Source organism: Bradyrhizobium sp. Pa8 (assembly GCF_052588265.1).
In genome coordinates this window covers 5,242,167-5,259,433 of the sequence record NZ_CP176767.1, presented here as the reverse complement: position 1 = coordinate 5,259,433, position 17,267 = coordinate 5,242,167, and the positions used below count along the sequence as shown (strand labels likewise).

Here is a 17,267-nt window from a genome sequence, read left to right as displayed (position 1 = left end):
TGATGCCACGCCGCGGCAAACCGGCAGGCAAGAAGGATTTTCAACGATGGCAACGATCACAGCTGCGATGGTCAAGGATCTGCGCGAGTCCACCGGCGCAGGCATGATGGACTGCAAGGCCGCGCTCACCGAAAACGACGGCAATATGGAAGCCGCGCAGGACTGGCTGCGCAAGAAGGGCCTGTCGAAGGCCGCCAAGAAGTCCGGCCGCGTCGCCGCGGAAGGCCTGATCGGCGCGCTCACCAAGGGCACCAAGGGCGTCGTGGTCGAGGTCAACTCCGAGACCGACTTCGTCGCGCGCAACGGCCAGTTCCAGGGCCTCGTCAAGATGGTCGCGCAGGTCGCATTCGACGTCGGCGCCGATGTCGAGAAGATCAAGGCCGCCAAGGTCGGTGACGTCACGATCGAAGCCGCAATCAACGATGCGATCGCCACCATCGGCGAGAACATGACGCTGCGCCGCGCAGCTTCGCTCGAAGTGAAGCAGGGCGTCGTGTCGAGCTACGTCCACGGCGCAGTCGTCGAAGGCGCCGGCAAGATGGGCGTGATCGTCGCGCTCGAATCGCCCGGCAAGGCCGACGAGCTCGCGGCCCTCGGTCGCCAGATCGCGATGCATGTCGCGGCCACCAATCCGCTCGCGCTCGAGCCGTCCGGCCTCGATCCGGCGGTCGTGAAGCGTGAGAAGGACGTGCTCGCCGACAAATATCGCCAGCAGGGCAAGCCCGAGAACGTCATCGAAAAGATCGTCGAGTCCGGCCTCAAGACCTACTACAAGGAAGTCTGCCTGCTCGAGCAGGCCTTCATCCACGACACCGGCAAGTCGGTGGCGCAGGCGGTGAAGGAAGCCGAAGGCAAGGTCGGCGGCGCGGTGAAGATCGCGGGCTTTGTGCGCTATGCTCTCGGTGAGGGAATCGAGAAGCAGGAAAGCGACTTCGCGGCCGAGGTCGCAGCGGCCAGCGGCAAGAAGTAAGCGCCGGTACGTTCCTTCCGGCTTGCCGCCGGAAGCGGCGCCCGGACGGGGAAAGTGCTCATGACTGATCCGGTCTATCGTCGCGTCGTGATCAAGCTGTCCGGCGAGTATCTCGCGGGACAGCAGGGCTTTGGCATCGATCAGCCGACCCTCGACCGGGTTGCGGACGATCTGATCGCCGCCCGCCAGCTCGGCACCGAGGTTGCGGTGGTGATCGGCGGCGGCAACATCGTGCGCGGCGTCGAAGTGTCCTCGCAAGGGGTGTCGCGCACCACCGGCGACACCATGGGCATGCTCGCCACCATGATGAACTGCCTCGCGCTGGAGGCGACGATCGAGCGCAAGGGCACGCCGGCACGTACGCTGTCGGCCTTCGTCATGCCCGAGATTTCCGAGCTGTTCACCCGCACCGCGGCGCACAAATACCTCGCCGAGGGCCGGATCGTGCTGCTCGGGGGCGGAACCGGCAATCCGTTCTTCACCACCGACACGACCGCGGTGCTTCGGGCCGCCGAGATCGGAGCCGAGGCTGTGCTGAAGGCAACCAATGTCGACGGCGTCTACTCGGCCGACCCGAAAAAGGATCCGACCGCCACGCGGTTCGACCGGCTGACGCATTCGCAGGCGATCGAGGGCGGCTACAAGGTGATGGATGCGACCGCCTTCGCGCTTGCCCGCGAGACGTTGCTGCCTATCATCGTATTCTCGATCGCGGAGCCGGGTTCGATCGGCGCTGTGCTGCGTGGCGGCGGCCACGGAACCGTCGTCGCCGGCTGAGGGCTCGTCGGTCGCGCCTGTAGGGCGCGGAGTGAGTCGCCGGGATTTTGAAGGAGAAACGTGATGGCCACGGGTAATTTCGACCTCAACGAAGTGAAGCGTCGCATGCAGGGCGCCGTCCAGGCCCTCAAGCACGAGCTTGGCGGCCTGCGCACGGGGCGCGCGTCGGCCTCGATGCTCGACCCGGTGCAGGTCGAGGCTTACGGCAGCCACATGCCGCTCAACCAGCTTGCCACCGTCAGCGTGCCGGAGCCGCGGCTGATCTCGGTGCAGGTCTGGGACAAGTCGATGGTCAAGCCGGTCGAGAAGGCGATCGTCGATTCCAATCTCGGCCTGTCGCCCGCGACCGAGGGCCAGGTGCTGCGCCTGCGCATCCCCGAGCTCAATGAGGAGCGTCGCAAGGAGCTCGTCAAGGTCGCGCACAAATACGCGGAAGCGGCCAAGGTCGCCGCGCGTCACGTCCGCCGCGACGGCCTCGACGTCCTCAAGAAGGCCGAGAAGAATCACGAGATGTCGGAGGACGATCAGAAGCGTCACGCCGACGAGGTGCAGAAGGCGACCGACGGCACCATCGCCGAGATCGACCAGTTGCTGGCCGCCAAGGAAAAAGAAATCCTCACCGTCTAAAGCGCGATGAACTGTCATCGCGCTTTAGGTTATTGTTCGCGCATGATCTTTTCGGAAATCCGCTTCGCACTTGTCCGGATCATGCTTTAGGGCCGCCTTCATGTCCAACGCCGCCGCGCCAGCAACGGAAGGACCCGACCGGTCCGACGCGCCTGCGCATGTCGCCATCATCATGGATGGCAACGGGCGTTGGGCGGCCGCGCGCGGCCTGCCGCGGGCTGAAGGGCATCGCCGCGGTGTCGAGGCGCTGCGCCGGGTGGTGCGTGCCTCGCACGAGCTCGGCATCCGCTATCTCACCATCTTCTCCTTCTCTTCGGAGAACTGGTCGCGCCCGGCGAGCGAGATCGGCGATCTGTTTGGTCTCCTGCGCCGCTTCATCCGCAACGATCTCGCGAGCCTGCATCGCGACGGCGTCAAGGTCCGCATCATCGGCGAGCGCGACGGACTCGATAGCGACATCTGCGCACTCCTCAACGAGGCCGAGGAACTGACGCGCGACAACACGCGCCTGACGCTGGTCGTCGCCTTCAATTACGGTTCGCGGCAGGAAATCGCGAAAGCCGCCCAGAAGCTCGCGCGGGAAGTCGCAGACGGCAAGCGCGCCCCTGAAACGATCGACGCCGAGACGATCGGGGCTCATCTCGATGCGCCCGACATCCCCGATCCCGATCTCATCATCCGCACCAGCGGCGAGCAGCGGCTATCCAACTTCCTGATGTGGCAGGCCGCCTACAGCGAGCTGGTCTTCGTGCCGATCCACTGGCCCGATTTCGACAAGGCGGCGCTGGAAGGCGCAATCGCCGAATTCGCCAGACGCGAGCGCCGTTTCGGCGGTCTGGTCGCGAAAAACGCCTCGTGAGCGAACCCGACGCCGCATCGGCGGGCGCGAAGCCTGCCCCGAGCAATCTCGTGATGCGAGTCCTCGCGGCGCTGGTGCTGGCGCCGCTCGCCATCGCGCTCGCCTACGCCGGCGGCTGGCTATGGGCGCTTCTCGTCACCCTGGTGTCGATCGGGCTGTTTGCGGAATGGCTGATGGTGGTGGGCGCGGGGTCTGCCGCACTGACCGGGGCGGGGACCATCGTCATTGCCATGATGGGGGCCTGCGTCGCCTTCGGCGCGCTCAAGACCGCAATCGTCATCGGCCTCATCGGCGGCGCGATCGTGACGCTGATCGCGCGGGGCAAGTTCATCTGGGCGGCCACCGGCTTCGCCTACGCATCGGCGGCGCTGCTGGCCTCGATCCTGGTGCGGCAGGATCTCGTCAACGGCTTCGCCGCGCTGATGTTCGTGCTGCTCGTAGTGTGGGCGACCGATATCGGCGGCTATTTCGCCGGACGCAGCATTGGCGGACCGAAACTATGGCCGCGCGTGAGCCCGAAGAAGACCTGGTCCGGGGCGCTCGGCGGCTTTGCGGCGAGCCTTTTGGTTGCGGCCGGCTTTGCGGCGTGCGGGATCGGAAAGGCGGTTCCACTGCTGCTCGTCAGCGCCATCCTGTCGGTGGTATCGCAGGCGGGCGATCTGTTCGAATCCGCGGTGAAGCGGCGCTTCGGCGTCAAGGATTCCAGTCACTTAATTCCCGGCCATGGCGGGTTACTGGACCGCCTGGACGGTTTTGTCGCCGCCATCCTGATGGCATGGATTATCGGCTTTCTCCGCCATGGTGTGCATAGCGCCGGAAGCGGTCTTATGGTTTGGTGAGGATATGAGCGCGGTCCCATTGCGTAACAACAAGGCTGCGGCGTCGAGCGTCCGCAGTGTCACGGTTCTCGGCGCCACCGGCTCGATCGGCGACAGCACGATGGATCTGCTGCGCGCCTCTCCCGAGCGCTATCGCGTCGAAGCCTTGACGGCGAACGGCAATGTCGAAGCGCTGGCCAAGCTCGCCAAGGAATTTTCCGCGCGCTACGTCGCGATTGCCGACACATCCAAGTTCGCAGAGCTCAAGGCTGCGCTCGCGGGAACGAGCACGGAATGCGGCGCGGGCGAAAGCGCGGTGATCGAAGCCGGCGCGCGTCCGGCCGATTGGGTGATGGCCGCCGTAAGCGGCGCCGCCGGACTGAAGCCGGCCCTGGCCGCGGTCGATCGCGGCGCGCATGTCGCGCTCGCCAACAAGGAATGTCTCGTCTGCGCCGGCGATTTCTTCATGCAGCGCGCGGCGAAAGCGGGCGCCTGCATCCTGCCGGCCGATTCCGAGCACAATGCGCTGTTCCAGGCACTCGGCTCAGGCAACCGCGATGAGCTCGTCCGCGTCATCATCACCGCCTCGGGCGGGCCGTTCCGGACCTGGAAGCCCGCCGACATCGAGCAGGCGACACTCGAGCAGGCCTTGAAGCATCCGAACTGGAGCATGGGCCAGAAGATCACGATCGATTCCGCCTCGATGATGAACAAGGGCCTCGAGGTGATCGAGGCGTCCTATCTGTTCGCGCTCTCGCCCGACGAGATCGACGTCCTCGTGCATCCGCAGTCGATCATCCACGGCATGGTCGAGTTCTCCGACCGTTCGGTGGTGGCCCAGCTCGGTTCTCCCGACATGCGCACGCCGATCGCGCACTGCCTCGGCTGGCCCGATCGCATCAAGGGGCCGGCGGCCAAGCTCGATCTGGCCAAGATCGGCCAGCTGACCTTCGAGGCGCCGGATTTCGAGCGCTTCCCCGGACTTCGGCTGGCCTTCGATTCGCTCCGGACCGGGAAGGGGGCGACCACCGTCTACAACGCCGCCAACGAGGTTGCGGTCGCCGCTTTCATCGCCGGCAAGATCCGGTTCGGCGCGATTGCGCGGCTGGTCGAGGCGACGCTGGACGACTGGATCCGCGGCGGGAACCAGGCTCCCCTGACGTCCGCCGACGATGCAATCTCTGTTGACCATGTTGCGCGAAATAGAGCTGCCGCCCTATTGCCTCAAATTGCCTTAAAGGCATCCTAGATGGCACGGGGCCAGGGCCTTGCGGCGCTGGATGAGGGAATTCGATGATCGACTTTTTCGTCCATAGTTTCAATACGTTGAGCCATGGGCTCCTCGGCTACGCGGTTCCCTTCCTGTTCGTCCTGACGATCGTCGTGTTCTTCCATGAGCTCGGCCATTTCCTGGTCGCGCGCTGGGCGGGCGTTCGGGTGCTGACCTTCTCGCTCGGTTTCGGACCGGAGCTGGTCGGCTTCAACGACCGCCATGGCACCCGCTGGAAGATATCGGCGATCCCGCTCGGCGGCTACGTCAAGTTCTTCGGCGACGAGAGCGAAGCTTCGACCCCGTCGGCCGAGACGCTCGCGGCTATGACGGCCGAGGAGCGCGCCGGCAGCTTCCATCACAAGAAGGTCGGCCCGCGCGCCGCCATCGTCGCGGCCGGACCGATCGCCAATTTCATCCTGGGCGCGCTGATCTTCGCCGCCATGGCGCTCTATTACGGCAAGCCGAGCACGATCGCCCGCGTCGACGGCGTCGTCGCCGACGGCGCTGCGGCCGCGGCCGGCTTCAAGATCGGCGACGTCGTCGTGCAGATCGACGGCAAGCCGATCGAGAGCTTTGCCGACATGCAGCGAATCGTTGCGATGAATGCCGGTTCGGCGCTTGCCTTCCAGGTCAAGCGGGACGGCGCCATCGTCTCCCTGACCGCGACGCCGGCGCTGCTTGAGCGCAAGGATCCCTTTGGCAACAGCCACCGCCTCGGCGTGCTCGGCGTCGAGCACAAGTCCCAGGCCGGCGAGGCCTCGACCACGCCGGTCGGCGTCGGCGAAGCGCTCAAGATCGGGGTCGAGCAGGTCTGGTTCATCATCACCAGCACCTTCAAGTTCCTTGGCTCGCTGTTCGTCGGACAAGGCAATCCCAATGAGGTCAGCGGCGTGCTCGGCATCGCCAAGATGTCGGGGCAGGCGGCCAGCGCCGGCTTCCAGTTCGTGATCAATTTGTGCGCGGTGCTGTCGGTGTCGATCGGGCTGTTGAACCTGTTCCCGATCCCGCTGCTCGATGGCGGTCACCTGATGTTCTACGCGGCGGAGGTGGTCCGGGGCCGACCCCTGTCCGAGCGGACTCAGGAGATGGGGTTCCGAATCGGGCTCGGTTTGGTGCTGATGCTGATGGTGTTTGCCACCTACAACGACATCTTGCGGATGGCAGCTTCCTGATACGGGCTTTTTTGTGGCGTTGCTCATGAGCAACGTCTTGGAATGAAATTGAAATTGCGGTGTCAGCAGCCGTTTGCGGCATCGGGGAAATTGGCTACAAGCGGCTTCGAACTTGGGGAATCTCCCGGACCGGCGTTGGGGTTGGGTCTGGTACTGATAAGGGCGCGTTGCGCAATGAAGTTTGGACTGCGACTCCGGGGGGGCTTGCTCGCATCCCTGATCTTGTTCGGCGCGCCGGTGCTTGCCCCGGTTGGGGCTGCTTTTGTGTCTTCGTCTGCGCTTGCTCAGACCGTCCAGTCGATTTCCGTCGAAGGAAATCGCCGTGTCGAGGTGGAGACGATCCGCTCCTATTTCAAGCCGGGCCCGGGTGGCCGCCTGGATCAGGGCGCCATCGATGACGGCCTGAAGGCCCTGATCGAGACCGGCCTGTTCCAGGACGTGCGAATCAATCGCGGTTCCGGCGGCCAGATCATCGTCTCTGTGGTGGAAAACCCGGTGATCGGCCGCATCGCGTTCGAAGGCAACAAGAAGATCAAGGACGAGCAGCTCACCGCTGAAGTCCAGTCCAAGGCGCGCGGCACCTTCTCCCGCGCCATGGTGCAGTCGGACACGCTGCGAATCGCCGAAATCTACCGCCGCTCGGGCCGCTATGACGTCCGCGTCACGCCCGAGATCATCGAGCAGCCGAATAACCGCGTCGACCTGGTCTTCACGGTCGAGGAGGGCGCCAAGACCGGCGTCAAGTCGATCGAGTTCGTCGGCAACAACGCGTTCTCGTCCTACCGCCTGCGCGACGTCATCAAGACGCACGAATCGAACCTGCTGAGCTTCCTCGCCAGCAACGACATCTACGATCCCGATCGCGTCGAGGCCGACCGCGATCTGATCCGTCGTTTCTATCTCAAGAACGGTTTCGCCGACGTCCAGGTCGTCGCCGCGCTCACCGAATACGATCCGGAGAAGAAGGGCTTCAACGTCACCTTCAAGATCGAGGAAGGCTCGCAGTACCGCGTCGGCACCGTCGACTTCCGCTCCTCCATTCCGAACTTCGATCCGACCACGATGCGCTCCTATTCGCGCGTCAATGTCGGCGCGCTCTACAACGTCGAGTCGGTCGAGAAGTCGGTCGAGGAAATGCAGATCGAGGCGTCGCGTCGCGGCTATGCCTTCGCCGTGGTCCGTCCCGGCGGCGACCGCAATTTCGAGGCGCACACCGTCGCCGTGGTGTTCAACATCGACGAAGGCCCGCGCACCTATATCGAGCGCATCAACGTCCGCGGCAACACCCGCACGCGCGACTACGTGATCCGCCGCGAGTTCGACATCTCCGAGGGCGATGCCTACAACCGCGCGCTGGTCGACCGTGCCGAGCGCCGCCTGAAGAACCTCGACTACTTCAAGAGCGTGAAGATCACGACGGAGCCGGGCTCCTCCAGCGACCGCGTGGTCCTGATCGTCGATCTCGAGGAGAAATCGACCGGCGACTTCTCGGTCTCGGGCGGTTACTCGACGACCGACGGCGCGCTCGCCGAAGTCTCGATCTCCGAGCGCAATTTGCTCGGCCGCGGCCTGTTCGCCAAGGCGTCGGTGACCTACGGCCAGTATGCGCGCGGCTATTCGCTGTCGTTCGTCGAGCCGTATCTGCTCGACTACCGCGTCGCGCTCGGTCTCGACCTCTATCAGCGCCAGCAGCTGGCCAACAGCTACATCTCCTACGGCACCAAGACGCTCGGCTTCTCGCCGCGCCTCGGCTTCTCCTTGCGTGAAGATCTGGCGCTCCAGCTGCGCTACTCGATCTACCAGCAGGAAATCACGCTGCCGTCCTACCTGGCGAACTGTAACAACGTCCTCGGTTCGTCGGCCTTCAACCCGAGCCCGGCCTTTGCCGCATCGCAAACGCCGCCGATCGATCTGACCTCGACCGGCGGTCTCGGCTGCTACTCCGACGGCGAAGCCTCGCTGCCGGTCCGCAAGGAGCTTGCCGGCGGCAAGACCCTGACCTCGGCGCTCGGCTACACGCTGACCTACAACACGCTGGACAACAACAAGAACCCCACCGACGGTCTGCTCGTCGACTTCCGGCAGGACTTCGCCGGCGTGGGCGGCGACGTCACCTACCTGAAGTCCGTCGTGGACGCGAAGTACTACGCTCCGCTGGTGTCCGACATCGTCGGCCTCGTTCACCTTCAGGGCGGCATGCTGAACAAGATCGGCAACAATGATATCCGCATGCTGGATCAGTTCCAGATGGGCCCGAACTTGGTCCGCGGCTTTGCTCCGAACGGCATCGGTCCGCGCGATTTGAATCCCTTTGGCACGCAAGACGCGCTTGGCGGTACCAAATATTGGGGCGCTTCGTTCGAATTGCAGATGCCGTTCTGGTTCCTGCCGAAGGAAGTGGGTCTGAAGGGCGCGGTCTACGCCGACGCCGGCGGCCTCTTCGACTATCAGGGCCCAACGACGTGGTCGCTGACCAACGAAATGACCACGACCAGGAACTCGAACTGTGCGCCGTCGACCATCAACCCGCCCACGGCTGGAACCTGTACCGGCCTGGTGTATGACAACGGCAACGTCGTCCGTTCGTCGGTTGGTGTCGGCCTGATCTGGCAGTCGCCATTTGGACCGCTGCGCTTCGACTACGCCGTGCCGCTCACCAAGGGCAAGTACGACCGTACCCAGGAGTTCCGGTTCGGCGGCGGCACCTCGTTCTAATTCGATCAGCAGGGCATGAGCCGGCCCCTTGTGGGGCCGGTTTCCAAAAAGATCGTGCTCAATCCGTGAGATAAGGCATGATGCGGCCTGACCGCTTCATGCCGAAGCCGGACCGCGATGGGGTGGAATGGCGCAGCCGACCTTCTTCAAAAAGCCGCCGGCCTCAGCGCTGGCTGACATTGCAGCGCTGACCAAGGCGCAGCTCGTCGACCCAGCCAGGGGCGGTCACGTCATTACCGGTCTTGCTTCGCTCGACGAAGCCGGCCCGATGCATCTGGCGTTCTTCGACAACCTCAAATATGCCGACGAGCTCAAGGCGACCAGGGCCGGAGCTTGCCTGGTGAGTCCGCGCTTCGAGGCCAAGGTGCCCGCGCATGTGGCCGTGCTGCGGGTGGCGCAGCCGTTCCGCGCCTTCGTCGGGCTCGCCCGGGAATGGCACGGCGATGCGCTGCGCCCGCAGTCCTGGGTCGGTAATGACGGCATCGCCCCGTCGGCCATCATCGATCCCTCGGCCCGGCTGGAGGACGACGTCATCGTCGATCCCCTGACCGTCATCGGCCCTGACGTCGAGATCGGCAGCGGCACCGTGATCGGGGCCGGCGTGGTCATCGGTCCCGGCGTCAAGATCGGCCGGGACTGCAATGTCGGCGCCCGCACGGCCATCCAGTGCGCGCTGATCGGCAACAACGTGCTGATCCATCCCGGCTGCTCGATCGGCCAGGACGGCTATGGCTTCATCTTCTTCGGCCCCGAGGGCCATCTCAAGGTGCCCCAGACCGGCCGCGTGCTGATCCAGAACAATGTGGAAGTCGGCGCCGGCACCACCATCGATCGCGGCTCCCTGCGCGACACCGTAATCGGGGAGGGCACCAAAATCGACAACCAGGTCCAGATCGGCCACAATGTGACCATCGGTCGGAACTGCCTGCTGGCGGCCCAGATCGGGCTCGCAGGCAGCCTGACGATCGGCGACAACGTGGCGCTGGGAGCAAAGGTTGGCATCAACAATCACCTCAAGATCGGCGATGGGGCCCAGGTCACCGCGATGAGCGGCGTCAAGGACGACATCCCGCCGAACGGACGCTGGGGCGGCTTTTTCGCCAAGCCGACCAAGCAGTGGTTCAAGGAAATTATCGCGGTGGAGCGCCTGGTACGCGACAGCAGGGCCGATCCGAAGAACGAGGGACGGGAATGACGGAGGAATCACCGATCAAATTCGAGCTGGTGGATATCAACGCGATCCTCCGGACGCTGCCGCACCGTTTCCCGATGCTGCTGATCGACCGGGTGATCAATATCCGCGCAGATTACAGCGGCATCGGCATCAAGAACGTCACCTTCAACGAGCCGGCCTTCCAGGGCCATTTCCCGGAACGCCCGGTCTATCCCGGCGTGATGATGATCGAAGCGATGGCGCAGACCGCGGGCGTGATCGGCATCACCTCGGTCGAGGGCACCGAGAAGCCGCGCGCGGTGTATTTCCTCACCATCGACAAGTGCAAATTCCGCAAGCCGGTGCTGCCCGGCGACACCATCGAATATCACATGCGTTCGATCGGCCGCCGCAAGACGATGTGGTGGTTTCACGGCGACGCCAAGGTCAACGGCCAGATCGTTGCCGAAGCCGACGTCGGCGCCATGCTGACGGACTGAGCGGCTCAAGCCAGCGGAAATGGATTATGCGCCGCAGCCGTAACGGCCGCCGGCCGGCTCGCGCCTGATACTCCGGTTGAAGAACTGGCCCATGGACGGTGCGCCGAGCAGGCTGTCGACCGTCTCGGCCGCGACCCCGCAATAGCGGTCATATTGGCCGTCGATCGCGACGATGAGGTTCTGCCGCGTGCGGTCGTAGCAGACCCGCTGAAGCACCGTGCTGCGGGTGATGTCGCGGCACTCGAACGTCCCGAGATCGACGAAGCGGCGTTCGCGGGTCTCGACCGTCTCGGAGACGATCGGGGCGGCCGCGAGCTGTGCGAGCAGAACTGCCAGGGCCCTGACCACGATGACTTCAAGCTCCACATGAAGGCGTTGAAGGGCTAGAGCATGATCCGGAAAAGTGTGCAGCGGTTTTCCGAAAGGATCATGCTTAAACAATAGCCTGAAGTACGATGACGATTCATCCCAATCTCATCGTGCTTTAGGACGGCCGGCTCATCCGGCGCCTGAAACAGGCCGAGATGATACGTCACTGGACAGATCGGGCATAGTCGCGCTAACCACCGGAAAACCGAGCGACTTCAACACATAATCAGACCTTCTTGATGAGTCAGATTGCTTGATGAGTAAGATTGATCCCACCGCACGGGTCGCGGACGGCGCCGTGATCGGCGAGGGTACCGAGATCGGACCCTTTTGCATCATCGGTCCGGATGCCGTGATCGGCGCGAACTGCAAGCTGATCGGACAGGTCACGGTCATCGGCCACACCTCGATCGGTGACGGCTGCGTGATCTCGCCCTTCGCGGTGCTGGGCGGCGCGCCCCAGGATCTCAGCTACAAGGGCGAGCCGACCAGGCTGGAGGTCGGTTCCGGCTGCACCATCCGCGAAGGCGCGACGATGAATGTCGGCACCATCAAGGGCGGCGGGCTGACGCGCGTCGGCAACGGCGGCTACTTCATGAACAACAGCCATGTCGGCCATGACTGCATGGTCGGCAACAACGTGATCTTCGCGACCTCGGCGACGCTCGGCGGCCACTGCGAGATCGGCGATTTCGTCTATATCGGCGGCCTGTCGGCGGTGCATCAGCTCACGCGCATCGGCCCGCAGGTGATGGTCGGCGGTCTCTCGGGCGTGCGCGACGACATCATTCCGTTCGGCCTCGCCAACGGCCAGTATGCGGCGCTGGAAGGCCTCAATCTCATCGGGATGAAGCGGCGGCAGTTCACCAAGCAGCGGCGCGCGACCGTGCAATCGTTCTACCAAAAACTCTTCCACGGCCCCGGCACGTTCGCCGAGCGGCTCGCGGCGGCCCAGCCGCTCGCGAGCGAAGACCCCGCGATTGCCGAAATCCTCGACTTCATCGGCAAGCGCAAGCATCGCCCGATCTGTCTTCCCGCCATCGAGAAGTGATTTCGGGATGGCCGCGGGCATGACATCGGCGGCTTCGGAGATTTCGTCGCCGGTCGGCGTCGTCGCCGGCGGCGGCGCCATGCCGTTCGCGGTCGCCGACTCGCTTGCCGCGCGCGGCATCACGCCGGTGCTGTTCCCGCTGCGGGGTGCCTGCGATCCGACGCGAGTGGAGCAATTCCGCCATCGCTGGATCTCGGTCGGCCAGCTCGGCCGCGCCATGCGGCTGTTCCGCGAGGAGGGCTGCCGCGATCTGATCTTCATCGGCACATTGGTGCGGCCCGCACTGTCCGAAATAAGGTTCGACGTCACGACACTGCGCCTGCTCGGCAACGTCATCCGCGCCTTCCGCGGCGGCGACGATCATCTGTTGTCCGGCGTCGGGCGCATTCTCGAGCAAGGCGGCTTTCGCATGGTCGGCATCAAGGATGTCGCGCCGGATCTGCTGATGCCCGAGGGCTGCATCAGCCGCGCCTGGCCGAACGACAACAGCAAGGCCGACATCGAGCGCGGCCGCGCGGTGCTGACCGCGCTCGGCCCGTTCGACATCGGCCAGGCCGCGGTCGTGATCGACGGCCATGTGGTGGCGATCGAGGATATCGAGGGCACCGACGCGCTGCTCGCGCGCGTGGCACGCCTGCGCGAGGAAGGTCGCATCCGCGCTGCGGCAGGACGCGGGGTGCTGGTGAAGGTACCTAAGAGCGGGCAGGATTTGCGCTTCGACCTGCCGACGATCGGCCCGCGTACCCTGGAGGGCGTCGCTCGCGCTGGACTGGCCGGCATCGCCGTCGTCGCCGGCAATACCATCGCCGCCGAGCCGCAGGCGATGATCTCGCTCGCCGACGCCAAATATCTCTTCGTCATCGGCCTGACGACGTGATGCAGAGCCGCGATCCCAAGCGAAAGATCTTCCTGATCGCGACGGAGGAATCCGGCGACCGGCTCGGCAGCGCCTTGATGAAGGTGTTGCGCCAGCGGCTCGGCGACGGCGTGCAGTTCGTGGGCGTCGGCGGTCGGACCATGGCGCGCGAGGGGCTCGAGACGCTGTTTCCGATCGAGGAGCTGTCGATCGTCGGGTTCGCCGCGGTGGTGCAGCAATTGCCGAAGATATTGCGGCTGATCCGCCAGACCGTGGACGCCGTGCTGGAGGCTGCGCCCGACGCGCTCGTCATCATCGACAGCCCCGATTTCACCCATCGCGTTGCCCGCCGCGTGCGCGCGAAGAATCCCGCGATCCCGGTCGTCGACTATGTCTCGCCGCAGCTCTGGGCCTGGCGGCCGGGACGGGCGCGGACCATGCTCGGCTACGTCGATCATGTGCTTGGCCTGTTGCCGTTCGAGCCGGAGGAGTACCGCAAGCTCGGCGGGCCGCCATGCAGCTATGTCGGCCATCCCCTGATCGAGCAGTTGCCGTCGCTGCGGCCAAATGCGGAGGAGCAGCGGCGCCGCGATGCCGAGCCGCCGGTTCTGCTGGTGCTGCCCGGCAGCCGCCGCAGCGAGATCAGGCACCATCTCGACGTGTTTGGCGCGACACTCGGACGGCTCCAGGCCGAAGGCCGTGCCTTCGAACTGAAGCTGCCGACCATGCCGCATCTCGAAGCCACCATCCGCGAAGGCATCGCGAGCTGGCCGGTCAAGCCGCAAATCGTGGTCGGCGAGACCGAGAGGCGTGCCGCATTTCGAACCGCGCGCGCGGCGCTGGCCAAATCCGGCACCGTGACGCTGGAGCTCGCGCTATCAGGCATTCCGATGGTGACGGCCTATCGCGTCGGCGCGATCGAAGCCTTCATCCTGCGCCGCGCGATCCGCGTCTCCTCGGTGATCCTCGCCAATCTCGTGATCGGCGAGGATGTCATTCCGGAGTTCTTGCAGGAAGACTGCATGCCGGAGAAGCTGGCGCCGGCATTGACGGAGCTGCTCACGGACACGCCGCTGCGCAAACGACAGGTTGAGGCCTTCGCACGGCTCGACACCATGATGTCCACTGGCAACAAGTCGCCGAGCGTGCTCGCCGCCGACATCGTGCTTGCGACGATGCGCAAGGGGCGGCGGAGCTAGAGCGTTTCACATTTTGACTGAAGCATAACCGGCGTTGGCGAAGTAGTTGGCGCATTCGCGAGGCTGGATGTCGTGGACGAGGTGACCGATGTGGCGCCAAGTGTCCTCGATGGTGCGCTTCTGAGCTTGCCGCATCCAGTGTTTGATCTTGGAGAAGGCCTGTTCGATCGGGTTGAGGTCGGGCGAGTATGGCGGCAGGTACCAGAGCCTGGCGCCAGCAGCCTGGATCATCTGCCTGACAGCTTTCGACTTGTGGCTTCCGAGATTGTCGAGAATGACGATGTCGCCTTCGCGCAGGGTTGGCAGGAGAAGGTGCTTCACATAAGCGCGGAAGCATTCGCCGTTGATCGGGCCGTCGAAGACGCAGGGTGCCGTGAGTTGGTCATGACGGAGCGCGCCGAGGAATGTGAGGGTACGCCAGTGACCGTGTGGGGCGAAGCCGCGCAGGCGTGCCCCTTTGGGGCCCCAGCCCCGCAAAGGGGCCATGTTGGTCTTGATCCAGGTCTCATCGATGAAGACGAGCCGGCCCGGATCAAGTCCGGCCTGCCAGGATCGCCAACGCTGGCGCCTACGAGAGACGTCGGCGCGAGCCTGTTCGAGGGCGAACAGTGTTTTTTTTGAACCGCAGCCCTTCCCGACGCAGGAACAGCCAGACCGCGTTGTGTGAGACCTTGACCCCACGGGTTGCCAGTTCCGCCTTCAGACCATGCAGCGTCAGGTGCGGCGTCTGAGTGATCCGCTCGACGATGAAGGCGCGGTGCGGATCAAGCACAGGCTTGCGGTGACCGCCCATCTTGCCAGGCACAACCGAGCCGGTCGCCCGCTGCCGCTGTGACCACTTCACAACCGACGAGACCGCAACACCAAACCGTTCCGCCACAGACCGGCAGCTCTCGCCCGCCAAAACCGACGCCACCACACGCTCGCGAAGATCCAGGGAAAGAGGTCGGGTCATGCGATGCTGGCCTCCAATCCAGTCAGCATCTTGAATCACAATCCGCCAAAAACCGGAATCCCCTCCGATTCAATTAAGCAATGAAAGGCTCTAAGCCAAGCCGCCGTCGACCCGAAAATACTGGCTGGTGATACGCTGGCTCTCGTCCGACGCGAGAAACAGCGCCATGCTGGCGATGTCCTCGGGCGTCACCGCATCGGGCACCGCCTGGCGGGTGCGCAGCTCGGAGATCTTCTGCTCGTCCGGAAACCAGAGCCGGCGCTGGCGCTCGGTGATCACCATGCCGGGCGCGATCGCGTTGACGCGAATGCGGTCGGGGCCGACTGACCTGGCCAGCGAGTTGGTGAAGCCGACGATCGCCGCCTTCGCCGCGGCATAGACCGGCAACGCCGGCGCACCGCGGATCCACGCCACCGACGACATGTTGATGATCGAGCCGCCGCCGCGCGCCTGCATCTGCGGCACCACTGCCTGGGCCGCGAAGAAGACGTGCTTGAGATTGACGCCGATCGTCCAGTCGAATTCGGCCGGCGTCACCTCGGCCAGCACCTGACGCTGGTCGTTGGCGGCATTGTTGACGAGGACTGCGGCATCGCCGAGCGATCCGTGCACCCGTGCCATCGCAGCGCGCAAGGCGTCGATGTCGAGCAGGTCGCAGGGCACAAACAGGGGCGTGGAGCCGGATGTGGCCGAGACGTCCCGCACCAGCGCTTCGCCGGCGCTCGCATCGATGTCGAGGAAGGCAACACGGGCGCCCTGGGTGGCGAAGGCGCGCACGAAAGCGGCACCGATGCCGCTGGCGCCGCCGGTGATCAACACCACGCGGCCGGCAAGGCTGGGATAGATGGTCCGGGTCATGCGATCAGCCGCTCCGTCTCGGGGTCGAACAGGCAAATGCGCCGCGTGTCGAGCGCGAAGGTGGCGGTCGCGCCAGGCGCGGGACGGATATCCGGCGTGATGCGCGCCAGCGCAGTCTCGCCGCCGAGCCGCAGCAGCACGATTGTCTCGGCGCCGGTCGGTTCGACCATCTCGACCGGCGCGTCGACGAGCACAGGTGGCTCCCTGGAAAAGACGCGGCTGGCCTCGGCGATGCATTCCGGCCTGATCCCGACGACCACGTCGCGGCCGACATAAGATGCCGCCGCGTCGTGTCCATGCAGGCGCAGACGAACCTCGTCCGGTCGCCCCGCGCCGATCACGGCCACGGGTCCGCCGCTATCGGCCTCGAGCCGCCCCGGCATGGTGTTCATCGGCGGCGAACCCATGAAGCGGGCGACGAACAGATTGGCCGGATAGCGGTACACGGTGTCCGGATCGGCGAACTGCTGCACCACGCCCCGATGCATCACCGCGATGCGCGTTGCCATCGTCATCGCCTCGATCTGATCGTGGGTGACATAGATGATGGTGGCGCCGATGCGCTGGTGCAGCCGCTTGATCTCCATCCGCATCTCGACGCGCAGCTTCGCATCGAGATTGGAGAGCGGCTCGTCGAACAGGAAGAGCAGGGGATCGCGCACCAGCGCCCGTCCCATCGCCACGCGCTGGCGCTGGCCGCCCGACAGCTGCGACGGCTTGCGGCCGAGCAGGGGCTCGATCTGGAGGAGGCGAGCCACATTCGCCAGCGCCTTCTCCTGCTCGACCTTCGGAACGTGACGGCATTCCATGCCGAAGGTGATGTTCTGGCGCACCGTCATCGACGGATAGAGCGCGTAGGACTGGAACACCATCGCGATGTCGCGATCCTTGGGCGGGACGTCGTTGACGACGCGTCCGCCGATCTCGATCGTTCCGTCACTCGGACGATCGAGCCCGGCGACGATGTTGAGCAGGGTGGACTTGCCACAGCCGGATGGCCCGACCAGCACGGTGAATTCGCCGCTCTCGATGTCGAGATTGATGCCCTTCAGCACCTCCAGATTGGCGTAGCGCTTGGACAGGGTGCGAATGCTCAGTGCTGCCATGACGACCCC

At 64.9% G+C, this 17,267-nt stretch carries 17 protein-coding genes; 13 read left to right on the top strand and 4 right to left on the bottom strand.

The window, feature by feature from the left end:
• Positions 1 to 46 precede the first annotated feature (46 nt).
• The 10 genes from tsf to fabZ all read left to right on the top strand — a co-directional run bounded on the left by tsf (position 47) and on the right by fabZ (position 10,864).
• Positions 47 to 970, top strand: a complete 924-nt coding sequence (gene tsf, locus ACKWRH_RS24420; protein WP_445215595.1) for a translation elongation factor Ts — start codon at positions 47 to 49, stop codon at positions 968 to 970.
• A gap of 60 nt (positions 971 to 1,030) precedes the next feature.
• Positions 1,031 to 1,747 carry a UMP kinase gene (gene pyrH, locus ACKWRH_RS24415; RefSeq protein ID WP_028151698.1) on the top strand — a complete coding sequence of 239 codons (717 nt, stop codon included), beginning with the start codon at positions 1,031 to 1,033 and terminating at the stop codon, positions 1,745 to 1,747.
• Between the two features lie 63 nt (positions 1,748 to 1,810).
• Complete coding sequence (gene frr / locus ACKWRH_RS24410) at positions 1,811 to 2,374, top strand: ribosome recycling factor (RefSeq protein ID WP_445215594.1); 564 nt, start codon at positions 1,811 to 1,813, stop codon at positions 2,372 to 2,374.
• A gap of 100 nt (positions 2,375 to 2,474) precedes the next feature.
• Positions 2,475 to 3,233, top strand: coding sequence for an isoprenyl transferase (locus ACKWRH_RS24405; RefSeq protein ID WP_014494938.1), 759 nt, complete (start codon positions 2,475 to 2,477; stop codon positions 3,231 to 3,233).
• Positions 3,230 to 4,072 (top strand): phosphatidate cytidylyltransferase, encoded by an 843-nt coding sequence (locus tag ACKWRH_RS24400; protein ID WP_445215593.1) that lies wholly within the window; start codon positions 3,230 to 3,232, stop codon positions 4,070 to 4,072. Before ACKWRH_RS24405 ends, ACKWRH_RS24400 begins: the two co-directional genes overlap by 4 nt.
• 4 nt (positions 4,073 to 4,076) lie before the next feature.
• Positions 4,077 to 5,300 (top strand): 1-deoxy-D-xylulose-5-phosphate reductoisomerase, encoded by a 1,224-nt coding sequence (gene dxr, locus ACKWRH_RS24395; protein WP_282524942.1) that lies wholly within the window; start codon positions 4,077 to 4,079, stop codon positions 5,298 to 5,300.
• 44 nt (positions 5,301 to 5,344) lie between these two features.
• Positions 5,345 to 6,496, top strand: coding sequence for an RIP metalloprotease RseP (gene rseP, locus ACKWRH_RS24390; protein WP_445215592.1), 1,152 nt, complete (start codon positions 5,345 to 5,347; stop codon positions 6,494 to 6,496).
• Between the two features lie 174 nt (positions 6,497 to 6,670).
• Complete coding sequence (gene bamA / locus ACKWRH_RS24385) at positions 6,671 to 9,211, top strand: outer membrane protein assembly factor BamA (RefSeq protein WP_445215591.1); 2,541 nt, start codon at positions 6,671 to 6,673, stop codon at positions 9,209 to 9,211.
• Between the two features lie 127 nt (positions 9,212 to 9,338).
• Positions 9,339 to 10,406, top strand: a complete 1,068-nt coding sequence (gene lpxD / locus ACKWRH_RS24380; protein WP_445215590.1) for a UDP-3-O-(3-hydroxymyristoyl)glucosamine N-acyltransferase — start codon at positions 9,339 to 9,341, stop codon at positions 10,404 to 10,406.
• On the top strand, positions 10,403 to 10,864 hold the full coding sequence (gene fabZ, locus ACKWRH_RS24375) for a 3-hydroxyacyl-ACP dehydratase FabZ (protein ID WP_028156003.1): 462 nt from the start codon (positions 10,403 to 10,405) through the stop codon (positions 10,862 to 10,864). The genes lpxD and fabZ overlap by 4 nt, the downstream gene beginning before the upstream one ends.
• 24 nt (positions 10,865 to 10,888) lie before the next feature.
• Here fabZ and ACKWRH_RS24370 read toward each other — a convergent pair whose 3' ends face one another.
• On the bottom strand, positions 10,889 to 11,212 hold the full coding sequence (locus tag ACKWRH_RS24370; protein WP_445215589.1) for a KTSC domain-containing protein: 324 nt from the start codon (positions 11,210 to 11,212) through the stop codon (positions 10,889 to 10,891).
• Between the two features lie 277 nt (positions 11,213 to 11,489).
• Here ACKWRH_RS24370 and lpxA point away from each other — a divergent pair, with 277 nt between their 5' ends.
• Genes lpxA through lpxB form a run of 3 tightly spaced genes read left to right on the top strand, consistent with a single transcriptional unit; the run spans position 11,490 to position 14,339 of the window.
• Positions 11,490 to 12,284 carry an acyl-ACP--UDP-N-acetylglucosamine O-acyltransferase gene (gene lpxA / locus ACKWRH_RS24365; RefSeq protein WP_445215588.1) on the top strand — a complete coding sequence of 265 codons (795 nt, stop codon included), beginning with the start codon at positions 11,490 to 11,492 and terminating at the stop codon, positions 12,282 to 12,284.
• A 19-nt stretch (positions 12,285 to 12,303) separates the two neighbouring features.
• A complete protein-coding gene (locus ACKWRH_RS24360; RefSeq protein WP_445215587.1) occupies positions 12,304 to 13,161 on the top strand; it encodes an LpxI family protein in 858 nt (285 codons plus the stop codon).
• Positions 13,158 to 14,339 carry a lipid-A-disaccharide synthase gene (gene lpxB, locus ACKWRH_RS24355; protein ID WP_445215586.1) on the top strand — a complete coding sequence of 394 codons (1,182 nt, stop codon included), beginning with the start codon at positions 13,158 to 13,160 and terminating at the stop codon, positions 14,337 to 14,339. Before ACKWRH_RS24360 ends, lpxB begins: the two co-directional genes overlap by 4 nt.
• Before the next feature lie 6 nt (positions 14,340 to 14,345).
• Here lpxB and ACKWRH_RS24350 read toward each other — a convergent pair.
• The 3 genes from ACKWRH_RS24350 to ACKWRH_RS24340 all read right to left on the bottom strand — a co-directional run bounded on the left by ACKWRH_RS24350 (position 14,346) and on the right by ACKWRH_RS24340 (position 17,258).
• Positions 14,346 to 15,294 (bottom strand): IS630 family transposase gene (locus tag ACKWRH_RS24350; protein ID WP_445215585.1). Its coding sequence is split into 2 segments (ribosomal slippage): positions 14,346 to 14,957 and positions 14,959 to 15,294, totalling 948 coding nucleotides; the frame shifts between segments, so codons are not numbered across the junction.
• Between the two features lie 90 nt (positions 15,295 to 15,384).
• Entirely contained in the window at positions 15,385 to 16,152 is a 768-nt protein-coding gene (locus ACKWRH_RS24345; protein ID WP_445215584.1) for an SDR family NAD(P)-dependent oxidoreductase, read from the bottom strand.
• The gene (locus ACKWRH_RS24340) at positions 16,149 to 17,258 is read right to left on the bottom strand and encodes an ABC transporter ATP-binding protein (protein ID WP_445215583.1); all 1,110 of its coding nucleotides are present in this window, start codon (positions 17,256 to 17,258) and stop codon (positions 16,149 to 16,151) included. Before ACKWRH_RS24340 ends, ACKWRH_RS24345 begins: the two co-directional genes overlap by 4 nt.
• Positions 17,259 to 17,267 lie beyond the last annotated feature (9 nt).